The 12942-nt window shown below is 59.3% G+C and carries 13 protein-coding genes and 1 pseudogene; 1 reads left to right on the forward strand and 13 read right to left on the reverse strand.

What is annotated here, in order from left to right; genetic code table 11:
* Both WCA53_RS33835 and hemE read right to left on the reverse strand, forming a co-directional pair.
* Positions 1-398: pseudogene (locus tag WCA53_RS33835) on the reverse strand (primosomal protein N'); the annotation flags it as partial.
* Between the two features lie 462 nt (positions 399-860).
* On the reverse strand, positions 861-1949 hold the full coding sequence (gene hemE / locus WCA53_RS33840; RefSeq protein WP_423922474.1) for a uroporphyrinogen decarboxylase: 1089 nt from the start codon (positions 1947-1949) through the stop codon (positions 861-863).
* A 151-nt stretch (positions 1950-2100) separates the two neighbouring features.
* Between hemE and WCA53_RS33845 the strand changes: the two genes are divergently transcribed.
* Positions 2101-2958, forward strand: a complete 858-nt coding sequence (locus tag WCA53_RS33845; protein ID WP_423922432.1) for a transporter substrate-binding domain-containing protein — start codon at positions 2101-2103, stop codon at positions 2956-2958.
* 12 nt (positions 2959-2970) lie between these two features.
* Here the strand turns inward: WCA53_RS33845 and WCA53_RS33850 are convergent, their stop codons facing one another.
* The 11 genes from WCA53_RS33850 to WCA53_RS33900 all read right to left on the reverse strand — a co-directional run.
* Positions 2971-3924: an alpha/beta hydrolase gene (locus tag WCA53_RS33850; protein WP_423922437.1), complete on the reverse strand. Its 954-nt coding sequence runs from the start codon at positions 3922-3924 to the stop codon at positions 2971-2973.
* A 143-nt stretch (positions 3925-4067) separates the two neighbouring features.
* On the reverse strand, positions 4068-4322 hold the full coding sequence (locus tag WCA53_RS33855; RefSeq protein ID WP_423922441.1) for a hypothetical protein: 255 nt from the start codon (positions 4320-4322) through the stop codon (positions 4068-4070).
* A 154-nt stretch (positions 4323-4476) separates the two neighbouring features.
* Positions 4477-6207: an AMP-binding protein gene (locus WCA53_RS33860; RefSeq protein ID WP_423922446.1), complete on the reverse strand. Its 1731-nt coding sequence runs from the start codon at positions 6205-6207 to the stop codon at positions 4477-4479.
* 241 nt (positions 6208-6448) lie between these two features.
* The gene (locus WCA53_RS33865; protein WP_423922449.1) at positions 6449-6877 is read right to left on the reverse strand and encodes a F0F1 ATP synthase subunit epsilon; all 429 of its coding nucleotides are present in this window, start codon (positions 6875-6877) and stop codon (positions 6449-6451) included.
* Positions 6878-6948: 71 nt separating this feature from the next.
* On the reverse strand, positions 6949-8343 hold the full coding sequence (gene atpD, locus WCA53_RS33870; RefSeq protein ID WP_423922452.1) for a F0F1 ATP synthase subunit beta: 1395 nt from the start codon (positions 8341-8343) through the stop codon (positions 6949-6951).
* A 67-nt stretch (positions 8344-8410) separates the two neighbouring features.
* Positions 8411-9313: a F0F1 ATP synthase subunit gamma gene (gene atpG, locus WCA53_RS33875; RefSeq protein WP_423922455.1), complete on the reverse strand. Its 903-nt coding sequence runs from the start codon at positions 9311-9313 to the stop codon at positions 8411-8413.
* A gap of 87 nt (positions 9314-9400) precedes the next feature.
* The gene (atpA, locus tag WCA53_RS33880) at positions 9401-10942 is read right to left on the reverse strand and encodes a F0F1 ATP synthase subunit alpha (RefSeq protein ID WP_423922457.1); all 1542 of its coding nucleotides are present in this window, start codon (positions 10940-10942) and stop codon (positions 9401-9403) included.
* A 60-nt stretch (positions 10943-11002) separates the two neighbouring features.
* Complete coding sequence (locus WCA53_RS33885; RefSeq protein WP_423922462.1) at positions 11003-11542, reverse strand: F0F1 ATP synthase subunit delta; 540 nt, start codon at positions 11540-11542, stop codon at positions 11003-11005.
* 2 nt (positions 11543-11544) lie between these two features.
* Positions 11545-12015, reverse strand: coding sequence for a F0F1 ATP synthase subunit B (locus WCA53_RS33890; RefSeq protein WP_423922467.1), 471 nt, complete (start codon positions 12013-12015; stop codon positions 11545-11547).
* A 135-nt stretch (positions 12016-12150) separates the two neighbouring features.
* A complete protein-coding gene (gene atpE / locus WCA53_RS33895) occupies positions 12151-12420 on the reverse strand; it encodes a F0F1 ATP synthase subunit C (protein ID WP_244826609.1) in 270 nt (89 codons plus the stop codon).
* An 82-nt stretch (positions 12421-12502) separates the two neighbouring features.
* Positions 12503-12942 (reverse strand): F0F1 ATP synthase subunit A (locus WCA53_RS33900; protein WP_423922471.1); only part of this gene is annotated, 440 nt, incomplete at its 5' end.

Genomic DNA, 12942 nt, shown 5'->3' on the forward strand with positions numbered 1-12942 from the left:
GCGTCAGGCAGATTCGCGCGCCCTTCCGGCAGCAGCCGATACCGCTCGTCAGGCGCGAGCAGCTTCGCCCAGCGCGAAGCATCGCGGAGAACCTGCGGCAACGCCGGCATGGCGACCTCGCCGAGACCGCGCTGGTAGTACTCGGCGGCGAAGCGTGTCAGCGCGCGCCATTCGTCGGCGAGTGGCGGCAGGGCTTCACAGATGTCGGCGACATCGCGCAGCTTGCCGGGCGGCACGTCACTGTGGTCGGTGACTTCGCAAATCAGGCCAACTGCGTCCCGGCGGCCGAACGGCACGCGCACGAGCATGCCGGGCTGCGGGGCCGCCGCGAGATCGTATCGATAATCGAAAAGCGTAAGCAGTGGATGATCCAGCGCGACGCGCACGAAAAGGCTCAATTGGCGTACCGCCGCCAAGCTGCACTGCCGCAATGGGTCCACCTGAACATCAAGCTTTGCGGCCGATAGTTAAAGTGAAACATCATAGTCAGCGCTAAGTTTCGGATGATTTTTGAGATTTCGGAGCCTTCCACAGGCCTGTGGATAACTTTGTTGAGAACTTTGGTTGACACCGCACAAGAGTGGCGATCTCACGAGCAATGTGCGATAACCCACATATCGGGCGATCATCAATTTTCTATTAATAATCATACACTTGCACACAGCTTGAGCAGACTTCGGATGGCCGGTCGGTTGTAAGCGAAGTTTCCGCGCCGCAACGTACAAAATGTGCATAAGTCAACACTTGACAAGATGAAGACGGCCAAATGACGGGCGTTTCGAAGCCTTCGTAGAGCGGCGCAGCGCAGCATCGACGGGCCCGCAATACTGCATCGCACAATTTTCTCATCCGAAATTAACTTACGTTCGTGCTCGAATCGCCCGGCTGTGCCGATGCACCTCATCGACCAGTTCGGCCACGCTTTCTGGTTGCGTGAACTGCGAGATGCCATGGCCCAGATTGAATATATGGCCCGGGAAATTGCCATAGCTGTCGAGCACGGCCCGCGCCTCGGTCCGGATCACTGCAGGCGTCGCAAACAGCACGGCGGGATCGATATTGCCCTGAAGCGCCACGCGATCCCCCACTTTCTCGCGGGCCTGCCCGAGGTTGACGGTCCAGTCGAGGCCAACCGCATCCACCCCAATCGATGCGATTTCTTCGAGCCACAACCCGCCGCCCTTGGTGAACGTGATGACCGGGACTTTCACGCCGTCATGCTCGCGCTTGAGCCCCGCCACCACCTTCGCTATGTAGTCGAGCGAGAAACGTTGGTAGGCGCCGTCAGCGAGCGCGCCGCCCCAGGTGTCGAAGATCATCACAGCTTGCGCACCGGCTTCGATCTGCGCGTTCAGGTAAGCGACCACGGCTTGCGCGTTCACGTCGAGCATCCGATGCATCAAGTCGGGCCGCGTGTAGGCCATCGCCTTGACCGTGTGGTGGTCCGCCGATCCTCCACCCTCCACCATGTAGCACGCAAGTGTCCACGGACTGCCGGAGAACCCGATGAGCGGCACTTTCTGGCGGCCCTGCGCGTCGGTGAGCTCACGGCGAATCTGCGATACCGCGTCGGTGACGTAGCGCAGCTTGGCGTCTATGTCCGGCACGCTCAGCTTCGCCACGTCTGCTTCCGTTCGCACCGTGCGCTCGAATCTCGGCCCCTCGCCCTGCACGAAATTCAGGCCGAGGCCCATCGCGTCGGGAATAGTGAGGATGTCGGAAAAAAGGATCGCAGCGTCCAGCGGGAAACGTTCGAGCGGTTGCAGCGTGACTTCCGTCGCATAGTCGGGATTCGTCGCCAGGCCCAGGAAACTTCCTGCGCGCGAACGCGTGGCGTTGTACTCGGGCAAATAGCGGCCTGCCTGACGCATCAACCAGATCGGCGTGTAGTCTGTCGGCTGGCGCTGCAGCGCGCGCAGGAAAGTATCGTTCAGGAGCATGGATGGCACGTGGCTGAGGGCGTTAGGCAAAAGAGCATTCTACCGGACCTGATGTGCGGTTCCGGGGTTATGGCCGCGCGTCGAACAGGCAACGACGCCCATGTTCAAGGGTGCGGGCAGCCGATATCATCGGCGGCGAAAATCCCCTCAAGGAGTGTCGATGAAAGTTTTCGCCGATCGCGTCGCTGATCTTTTGCGCGCTGCCACCGCTTGCGTTTTATTCACCGGTGTTTATGTAAGCGCAAGCGCGCAGACCGTCTCCGGCGGCAGCGTCACGGGCCAATCGACCGCTTCCGCTCCGTCGAGCGCCGCGCCCTCATCGAGACTCGATGAAATCATCGCGCGCGGCACCTTGCGCGTCTGTACGACGGGGGATTACAAGCCGTATTCGTTTCTTAGGCCCGACGGCCAATTCGAGGGAATCGACATCGACATGGTGCAGAACCTGGCGCAGTCGCTGAATGTGAAAGCGGAGTTCGTGAAGACGTCGTGGTCCAGTTTGATGAACGACTTCGTGGCGAAATGCGATGTTGCGGTGGGCGGTGTGTCCACGTCGCTCGATCGGCAAAAGCGTGCGTTCTTCACGCAGCCGTACATGGTGGACGGCAAGACGCCGATCGTGCGCTGCGCCGATGTCGACAAGTATCAGACCGTCGAGCAAATCGACCAGCCGGGCGTGCGGACGATCGTGAATCCCGGCGGCACGAACGAGAAATTCGCGAAGCAGTTCTTCACGCATTCTCAATTGATCGAGTACCCGGACAACGTCACGATCTTCAAGCAGATCCTCGACGGCCACGCCGACGTGATGGTCACCGATGCCTCCGAAACGCTCCTTCAACAGAAGCTCAATCCGGGCTTGTGCTCGGTTCACCCCGACAAGCCGTTCCAGTTCGGCGAGAAGGCCTATCTGTTGCCGCGCGGCGACGTGGTGTTCCAGCAATACGTCGACCAGTGGCTGCACCTGTCGCGCTCGACGGGCGAGTTTCAGGCCGTTGTCGATAAATGGCTGAAGTAACGCGCTACGAGCTCAACGCGGCGCCCGGAGCAATTCGCCGAAGCGCTGGCTAATGCCTTTCATCCACGCAGCCGCCGCTTTCGAGTGAGCTTGCACGCGGCCGAAACCGTGCGTCATGTCGTTCGCATCGATCACTTCGGCGAGTCCGCCGTTCGCCTCCAGAAACTTCGCGAACTCGAAGGCGTCGTCGTAGAGCGGATCGTAGGCGGCTGCCACGATTAGCGCGCGAGCGGGCCTCCGGTCGAACGGCTGTGCAAGCGGGAACGCGCGCACGTCCTCGGCGGCTGGAGGCCTTGCCGTGAGGAATTGCGCCCAATACCACTTCAGCTCTTCGACACTCAGGCCCGGCCCATCCGCGTTGGCCGTGTAGCTTCCGCCATCGAAGAGAAAGCGCACGACGGGATACAGCAACAATTGGGCAGTCACCAGACCGGCAACGCGATTGTTGGCGCCGCGCGCAGCGACCGCCGCCAGATGGGCGCCCGCGCTATCGCCGGCGACGCCTAGCCGATCGGTCGCGAAACCCAGTCGCGAACGATGCTCGGCGAGCCATATCAGGGCGTCGAGCGCGTCGTCGGCTGGTGCGGGGAAAGGCGCTTCGGGCGCCATCCGGTAATCCACGCTTACCACGGCGCAATGCGCGTCCACCGCGAGCTGCGCGACCAGCAGGTCGTGGGTATCGAGATCGCCCACGACCCAACCGCCGCCGTGCAAATACATAATCAGCGGCAGCGAGTCGCTGCGCTTCGCCCGCTCCGGCCGATACAGCCGCGCTCGAAGTTCACGGCCAGCGAGCGGCAAGACCATTTCCTCGACTCGAATGCCCGCCGGGCGCGGCATCGCGAATTCGCGCGCCACCTCCTTGAATTGCCGCCGAATCGCCAACGCGTCGGAATTGGCGGGAAGCGGCGGAAACGCGCTGGCCACTTTGTCGTAGTACGCGAGGATGTCTGCATCGATGGTCATGCCGCTGTCTCCAAAGCTCTTTCTAAACCCATTCATCGCGTGATCGCGCGGATGATTTTGGGATTGTTCTTAAAAATTTCGGATCACGCTTGACACCACCAGCGCTTTGTAATTACTGGAAAAAACAACCTGACAAATTGAAATTATCGGCCAAAATGGGTCGAAATAACTGCGAACCCTTGTGCGTCAAGGGTTACAACCTGAAACACTTTGTTACCGCGATGCCGGGAATAATCGCCCACAATCTCTTCAACGATTTCAACACGGATGTGAGCGAGTGAAGCGTTGTTAAACTGCAACGGTTCGGAACGACTCGACGCTCGGCAACTGCCGAATCCCATTTTTTGGGACATGTTTGTTGAGGTCGTTGGCTGAAGAATATTTTCAGCCTGTCCCACCCTTGGTCTCCTCGCGCTAACCCCGTAGCGTGTGGTTTTTAGCGGGCTCCAGGCCCGCTTTTTTTTCGTCCGAACAAACGTTTGCGTCGTATTGAAACAGTCCCCGTGATTATTCCGGCGACTGTTTTTTGCATTTTGCTGCGACTTTTCCCCATTACGCCGTTTTCGTTTCGGAGATCTTCAACTCCTCGATCATTCGTGCCCGCATGACGAACTTCTGGGCCTTGCCTGTTACGGTCATCGGCAGCTCATCGACAAAGCGGATATGTTTCGGAATCTTGTAATGTGCAATTTGCCCATTGCAGAATTCGCGGATCTCTTCCGGGGTGGCGTGCTCGCCGGGTCGGACAACGATCCAGGCGCAAACCTCCTCGCCATATTTGATGTCCGGGACGCCGAATACCTGCACCGATTGAATCTTGGGATGCCTGAACAGGAATTCCTCGATCTCGCGCGGGTAAATATTCTCCCCGCCGCGAATCAGCATGTCTTTCAGACGGCCGACGATGTTGCAATATCCTTGCGCGTCGAGTGTTCCCAGGTCGCCCGTGTGCATCCAGCCATCGACAATCACTTCGCGCGTCCGGGGTTCGTCGCCCCAGTAGCCTTTCATCACCGAATACCCGCGCGTGCATAGCTCGCCCGCTTCGCCGAGCGGCACGATTTCGCCGAGCGGATCGACGAGCTTCACCTCCAGATGCGGTTGAATCTGGCCGACGGTCGTGGTGCGTTTGTCGAGCGGATCGGTGGTCGAGCTCTGGAATGAGACGGGACTCGTTTCGGTCATCCCGTACGCGATCGTGATTTCGCGCAGGTTCATCTTCGCGACCACGCGCTTCATGGTTTCAATCGGACACGGCGATCCGGCCATGATCCCGGTGCGCAGCCGGCTCAGGTCGTATTTGCTGAAGTCGGGATGATCGAGTTCTGCGATGAACATCGTCGGGACACCATGGAGCGCCGTGCAATGTTCTTCATCGACAGCGGCAAGCGTGGCTGCGGGATCGAAGGCTTCGCCCGGGAAGACCATTGTCGCCCCAACCGAAACGGCCGCGAGCACGGCCAGCACCATGCCAAAACAGTGATAGAGCGGGACAGGTATGCAAAGCGAATCCTGCTCGGTGAGCAGCATGCAGCGAGCAATGTAACGGCCGTTGTTGACGACGTTATGGTGCGTGAGTGTTGCGCCTTTCGGATTGCCGGTCGTGCCACTCGTGAACTGGATGTTGATGGGGTCGTGGGCCGAAAGCGTCGATTCCTTTGCGCCGAGGTTTGCTGTGTCGAGTTGCGCGCGGCCTCGCGACATGACATCGGGGAAACGCAGCATGCCGGGCGTCGTGCCCTCGCCCATCCGGATCACCGCCCGTAAATCCGGCAGCTTCGCGGCATGGAGGGCCCCGGGCTCGGCGACGGCAAGTTCGGGCGCGAGCGCCTGGAGCATCTCAAGATACTTCGATGTCTTGAAATGTTCCGCGGCGACCAGCGCTTTGCAGCCGACCGTGTTCAGCGCGTATTCGAGTTCCGCCAGTCGATACGCCGGGTTGATGTTCACCAGAATCGCGCCGATGCGCGCCGTCGCGAATTGTGTCAGCACCCATTCGGCGCGATTAGGCGACCAGATGCCCACGCGATCGCCCGCTTCCACGCCGAGGCTTAATAGACCGGAGGCGAGGACGTCGACTTCATCGGCGAACTGTTGCCACGTCCAGCGAATGTTTTGCTCGCGAAAGATGACCGCTGGACGCGCGGGGAATTTCGCGGTGGTATCGAGTAGGAAGCGAGAAACGGTGGCGTCGCTCAGCGGAATGTCAGTCGAGCCGCGAACGTAGGAAACGCCGCCGATTGGTTCGATCTGTGCCCCGGCGTGCGTATCTTGGGTTGACATCGAAGGTCTCCTCCGTGGGAATCGCCTGGTTCAAAAGCTCAGCGCTTTCGATGCGATTCGGAACGGCAATTGTGCCTTCTGCGATATCTGGGCGGAATTCAGTCTTACCCGCAACAGGCAAGGCATCCGCGCATGTTCGATATGCAGATTTGCATCGGAGGAAGTGATGAACTCGTGTTCCGCGTGCCATAAAAAAAGCAGCCCGAAGGCTGCTTTTTTTGAACCCAAACCCGCAAAAAACTTAGTGCTGCCCGCGCAATTTCCGCAGCCGCTGAATCGCCGAGATCTGCGCCGTCGCATACGCCAGTTCCGCTTGCGCGGTCGCGTATTCCAGGTTCGAACCGGTGTTCTGCAGCGCTTCTTCCGCGCGCTTCTTCGCTTCCTGCGCCTTGGCTTCGTCGAGATCCTGACCACGGATCGCGGTATCGGCTAGAACCGTTACCACGCCTGGCTGAATCTCCAGGATCCCGCCGGCGACGAACACAAACTCTTCGTCGCCATTTTCCGCTTCGATACGCACTGCACCCGGACGAATCCGCGTGATGAGCGGCGTGTGGCCCGGCAAAATGCCGAGTTCACCCGCTTCGCCCGGCAGCGCGACAAACCTCGCCTTGCCCGAGAAGATCTGCTCTTCCGCGCTGACGACGTCTACTTGAATAGTTGCTGCCATATCGACTCCCAATCTTGGTTGAGCGTATCAAGAGGCGTCCGCTTCACGTGAAACAAACGCCCGCCCGACCCTTACTGGATCTTCTTGGCCTTTTCGAACGCTTCGTCGATCGTGCCAACCATGTAGAACGCCTGTTCCGGCAAGTGATCGCATTCGCCGTCCACGATCATCTTGAAGCCGCGAATGGTTTCCTTCAGCGGCACGTACTTGCCCGGCGAGCCCGTGAAGACTTCCGCGACGTGGAACGGCTGCGACAGGAAACGCTGGATCCGACGAGCACGCGCGACCGCGAGTTTGTCTTCCGGCGCGAGTTCGTCCATGCCCAGAATTGCGATAATGTCGCGCAATTCCTTGTAGCGCTGCAGCGTCTGCTGCACGCCGCGCGTGATGTTGTAGTGCTCTTCGCCAATCACGTTCGGGTCGATCTGACGCGAGGTCGAATCGAGCGGATCCACAGCCGGGTAAATGCCCAGTGAAGCGATATCACGCGACAACACAACCGTTGCGTCCAGGTGACCAAAGGTGGTCGCCGGCGACGGGTCGGTCAAGTCATCCGCGGGAACGTACACGGCTTGCACCGAAGTAATCGAGCCCGTCTTCGTCGACGTGATCCGTTCCTGCAACTTGCCCATTTCTTCAGCCAACGTAGGCTGATAGCCCACTGCCGACGGCATACGGCCGAGCAGTGCCGACACTTCCGTGCCTGCCAGCGTGAATCGGTAGATGTTGTCGACGAAGAACAGCACGTCCAGACCTTCGTCGCGGAAGTGCTCAGCCATCGTCAGGCCCGTCAGTGCCACGCGCAGACGGTTGCCCGGCGGCTCGTTCATCTGGCCGTACACCAGCGCGACCTTGTCCAGGACGTTCGAGTCCTTCATTTCATGATAGAAGTCGTTCCCTTCGCGGGTACGCTCACCAACACCGGCGAACACGGAGTAACCACCGTGCGCTTTCGCGATGTTGTTGATCAGTTCCATCATGTTCACGGTCTTGCCCACACCGGCGCCACCGAAGAGACCGACCTTACCGCCCTTGGCAAACGGGCAGATCAAGTCGATAACCTTGATGCCGGTTTCGAGCAATTCTGTAGACGGCGACAATTCCTCGAAGGCCGGGGCCTTCTGGTGAATGCCACGCGTGACGTCCGAGTTAATCGGACCGGCTTCGTCGATAGGACGACCCAGCACGTCCATGATCCGGCCGAGCGTCGGCTTGCCGACCGGCACGCTGATCGGCTTGCCCGTGTTCTGCACGACCGTGCCGCGGCGCAAGCCATCGGACGCACCCAGGCAAATCGTACGAACCACGCCGTCGCCCAGCTGTTGCTGGACTTCCAGCGTCAGTTCGGAGCCTTCCAGAACGAGCGCGTCGTAAATCCTCGGCATGTCGGAACGCGGGAATTCCACGTCGATCACGGCGCCGATGCACTGTACGATCTTGCCTTCTACCAAAGCAGTTGTACTCATCGCATTTCCTTTAACTAAATTCTCTACTCGCGCGACAGGCGCAGTTCGTTTGTTTCGACTCGGCCGATTAACCGACTGCGGCAGCGCCGCCCACGATTTCCGACAATTCCTTCGTAATCGCTGCTTGCCGGCTCTTGTTGTACACGAGCTGCAATTCGCCGATCACCGTCTTCGCGTTATCCGACGCAGCCTTCATCGCGACCATCCGTGCCGATTGCTCCGACGCCATGTTCTCCGCGACCGCCTGAAAGACGAGCGCTTCCACATAACGCACCAGCAGTTCGTCGACGACGGTCTGCGCATCCGGTTCGTAGATGTAATCCCACGATGACTTCGGCGTCACGCTTTCGCTATTGGCATCGAGACCGTCCTTGCGAGCGAAATCTTCCGCCGACAAGGGCAGCAATTGCTCGATCACGGCTTCCTGCTTCATCGTGTTGACGAAGCGTGTGAACGCCAGATACACCGCGCTGATCTTGCCTTCCGAATACAGGTCGAGCTGAACCTTGATCGCGCCGATCAGCTTTTCCAGATGCGGGGTATCGCCGAGGTGCGTGACTTGCGACACGGTCTTGGCCTTCAGCCGGTTCAGGAAGCCCAAACCCTTGGTGCCAATAGCCGACGCTTCGACCGTCTTGCCCTGCTGCTCAAGCTCCTTGAACTTCAGGAGCGTGGCACGCAGGATGTTCGTGTTCATGCCGCCGCACAGACCTTTGTCGGTCGTGACGAGGATGATGCCCGCCGCTTTCGCGCCTTTGTTCTCCATCATGAACGGATGGCGATACTCGGGAGTGGCAGCGCTCATGTGAGCAGCCACGTCGCGGATCTTGTCGGCATACGGGCGTGCCGAGCGCATGCGCTCCTGCGCGCGACGCATTTTCGACGCAGCGACCATTTCCATCGCTTTCGTGATCTTGCGCGTGTTTTGCACGCTCTTGATCTTGCCGCGGATTTCCTTCATTCCAGCCATTGCTTACTCCATGATCGAAGTGGCGCGGGATGCTTCTTCAACTGCTGGAAGCGGCCCGCGCCGCTTCAAAGTTCGACCAATACGAGATCAGTAAGCGCCCGACTTCTTGAAGTCCTTCAGCGCGGTATGCAATGCGCCGTCGTCGTCCTTCGACAAGTCTTTGTTCTGTTCGATGCGATTGATCATGTCGGCGTGCTTCGTCTTCAGGAAATCGCGAAGGCCCTTTTCGAACGGCAGCACTTGTGCGACTTCGAGATCGTCGAGGTAACCGTTGTTCGCCGCGAACAGCGCGATCGCCAATTCCCACACTTGCAGCGGTTGATACTGCGGCTGCTTCAGCAATTCCGTCACGCGGCGACCACGTTCGAGCTGCTTGCGCGTGGCTTCATCGAGGTCCGAAGCGAACTGCGAGAACGCCGCCAACTCACGATACTGCGCCAGGTCGGTACGGATACCGCCCGACAGCTTCTTGATGACTTTGGTCTGCGCCGCACCGCCGACTCGCGACACGGACACGCCTGCATTGATAGCAGGACGGATACCGGCGTTGAACAGGTCGGTTTCCAGGAAGATCTGGCCGTCGGTAATCGAGATCACGTTCGTCGGAACGAAGGCGGTCACGTCGCCCGCTTGCGTTTCGATGACCGGCAGCGCCGTCAACGAACCGCTCTTGCCCTTTACTTCGCCCTTCGTGAACTTCTCGACGTACTCTTCCGACACGCGAGCCGCACGTTCCAGCAGGCGCGAGTGGAGATAGAACACGTCGCCCGGATACGCTTCACGACCCGGCGGACGGCGCAGCAGCAGCGAAATCTGACGATACGCCCACGCTTGCTTGGTCAAATCGTCGTACACGATCAGCGCGTCTTGACCGCGGTCGCGGAAGTATTCGCCCATCGTGCAGCCGGCGTACGGTGCCAGGTACTGCATGGCGGCCGAGTCCGAAGCCGAAGCCGCGACCACGATGGTGTATTCCATCGCGCCGCTTTCTTCCAGCTTACGCACCACGTTCATGATCGACGAAGCCTTCTGGCCGATCGCGACATAGATACAGAAGAGGTTCTTGCCCTTCTGGTTGATGATCGTGTCGATAGCCACGGCCGTCTTGCCGCACTGGCGATCGCCAATGATCAGTTCGCGCTGGCCACGGCCGATAGGAACCATCGCGTCGATCGATTTCAGACCCGTTTGAACCGGCTCCGACACCGACTTACGCCAGATAACGCCCGGCGCAATTTTTTCGACAGCGTCGGCCATCTTCGCGTTGACCGGACCTTTACCGTCGATAGGCACGCCCAGTGCGTCGACCACGCGGCCGAGCAGTTCCGGGCCCACCGGCACTTCGAGAATGCGGCCCGTCGTCTTGACGATGTCGCCTTCCGAGATGTGTTCGTATTCGCCCAGAATCACGGCGCCGACCGAGTCGCGCTCTAGGTTCAGCGCGAGGCCGAACGTGTTGTTCGGGAATTCGAGCATTTCGCCCTGCATCACGTTCGACAAACCGTGGATACGCACGATACCGTCGGTCACGGAAATCACAGTGCCTTGATTGCGAACGTCCGCGCTCGCTTCGAGGCCCTGGATCCGGCTCTTGATCAGCTCACTGATCTCAGAGGGATTGAGTTGCATGAGTCACTCCTGATAGTCAAATCGGTCAATTCTGTTGCGTGCGCCGGCGCAGGAAACGCGTCAGGCGGACAAAGCCGTCTGCATGCTGACGAGGCGCGCGCGGACCGAGGTATCGAGTACTTCGTCGCCTACCGTTACGCGCACGCCGCCAATCAGCGACGAATCGACTTCAACGGCAGGTTTCAGCTTGCAGTGGAACTTGCGTTCCAGGTTCGCGACGAGATCGGCCAACTGTGCGCCTTCCAGCGGAAACGCGCTAACGATAAACGCGTCGGCCGCACCTTCCCGGGCATTCTTCAGTTCGTCGAACTGGACGGCGATTTCCGGCATCAGGGTCAGCCGGCGGTTATCCACCAGCATCGCCACGAAGTTCTTTGCCTCGGGCTTTTGCGCCAAAGGCGATTTCACCGCCGACAACAGCACGTCGCTGACTTGATCGCGGCTCACTTTCGGGCTCGTCGCGATGGACAGCAATTCCGGCAAGCGAGCAACCTGAGCCAGCTCCTCGACGAAGTCAGACCAGGCGGCGAGCTCACCCGCTTCGGCCACGCGGAATAGAGCTTCGGCGTAGGGACGGGCGATGGTTGCAAGTTCGGCCATGATCAGAGCTCGGTTTTGAGTTGATTCAGCAGGTCGGCGTGAACCGACTGATCGACTTCGCGCTTCAGGATCTGCTCGGCGCCCTTCACGGCCAATGCCGCGACTTCGCCGCGCAAGGCTTCGCGCGCTTTAACGACTTGCTGGTCTGCGTCAGCCTTGGCTTGCGCCACGATACGTGCGGCTTCAGCCTGGGCGTTAGCCTTGATTTCGTCGGCGACAGTGACTGCGCGTTTTTCAGCATCGGCAATACGCTGCTGGCCGTCGGTACGGGCTTGCGCGAGTTCCTGGTCGACGCGCTTGTGGGCGGCTTCGAGTTCGGCCTTGCCCTTTTCGGCAGCCGACAGCCCGTCGGCGATCTTCTTCGAGCGCTCATCGAGGGCGTTGATCAACGGCGGCCACACGAACTTCATCGTGAACCACGCGAGGATCAGAAACACGACCATTTGCGCAAACAGGGTTGCGTTGAGATTCACGGTGTTTCCTTAAACGTTGCTAATCCGGAGAGTTAAACGGCAAGGCGCTTGATCGAAGGGTTCATCGATTAAGCGCCGTTGCCCGTTCCGTCCTGCGCCATCACACTTAGGTTAGACGCACACTTCCGAGGAATCTCAGCCTGCGAGCTTCGACAGCAGCGGGTTTGCGAACGCAAACAGCATTGCCACACCAACGCCAATCAGGAACGCCGCATCGATCAGACCAGCCAAGAGGAACATCTTGGTTTGCAGCGGGTTCATCAGTTCCGGCTGGCGGGCGCACGCTTCAATGTACTTGCCACCCATCAGGCCGATACCGATACAGGCGCCGATTGCACCCAGGCCGATGATAATGCCGATACCGATGGCGGTCAGACCCTGGATGTTGGCGATGAAAGCGTTCATGACTACTCCTATGTGAAAAAGACTTTGGAACTGGTTTTATAGAGACAAAGATTTGAAGCTGTTTTCTGTTTTCCGCGCAGTGTTAGTGCGTGTCATGCGCCTGGCCGAGGTACACCAGCGTGAGCATCATGAAAATAAACGCTTGCAGCAGAACGATCAGGATGTGGAAGATCGCCCAGACCGTGCCTGCAACAACATGACCGAGAAAGCCGAGCACGGAAGCGTCCGCGCCGAAGTGCCACATGCTGCCCAGAAGTGCGATCAGCAAGAACAACAGTTCACCCGCGTACATGTTGCCGAACAGCCGCATGCCGAGGGAAACCGTCTTGGCGACGAACTCGATGATGTTGAGTGCAAGGTTCGGGATCCACAACAACGGATGCGCGCCGAACGGAGCCGACAGCAGTTCGTGAACGAAGCCGCCAGCGCCCTTGATCTTGAAGTTGTAGTAAATCATCAGTACGAACACGCCGATCGCGATGCCGAGCGTACCGTTGAGGTCGGCGGTCGGCACGACGCGCA

Source organism: Caballeronia sp. (assembly GCF_049581465.1).
Taxonomy (GTDB): Bacteria; Pseudomonadota; Gammaproteobacteria; order Burkholderiales; family Burkholderiaceae; genus Caballeronia.

Excerpts from the sequence above, each read along its gene's own strand:
- WCA53_RS33850 (WP_423922437.1), bottom strand. The coding sequence starts at position 3,924 with ATGACCATCGATGCAGACATCCTCGCGTACTACGACAAAGTGGCCAGC.
- WCA53_RS33860 (WP_423922446.1), bottom strand. The coding sequence starts at position 6,207 with ATGTCAACCCAAGATACGCACGCCGGGGCACAGATCGAACCAATCGGC.
- WCA53_RS33845 (WP_423922432.1), top strand. The coding sequence starts at position 2,101 with ATGAAAGTTTTCGCCGATCGCGTCGCTGATCTTTTGCGCGCTGCCACC.
- atpA (WP_423922457.1), bottom strand. The coding sequence starts at position 10,942 with ATGCAACTCAATCCCTCTGAGATCAGTGAGCTGATCAAGAGCCGGATC.
- WCA53_RS33885 (WP_423922462.1), bottom strand. The coding sequence starts at position 11,542 with ATGGCCGAACTTGCAACCATCGCCCGTCCCTACGCCGAAGCTCTATTC.
- atpE (WP_244826609.1), bottom strand. The coding sequence starts at position 12,420 with ATGAACGCTTTCATCGCCAACATCCAGGGTCTGACCGCCATCGGTATC.
- WCA53_RS33865 (WP_423922449.1), bottom strand. The coding sequence starts at position 6,877 with ATGGCAGCAACTATTCAAGTAGACGTCGTCAGCGCGGAAGAGCAGATC.
- atpD (WP_423922452.1), bottom strand. The coding sequence starts at position 8,343 with ATGAGTACAACTGCTTTGGTAGAAGGCAAGATCGTACAGTGCATCGGC.
- atpG (WP_423922455.1), bottom strand. The coding sequence starts at position 9,313 with ATGGCTGGAATGAAGGAAATCCGCGGCAAGATCAAGAGCGTGCAAAAC.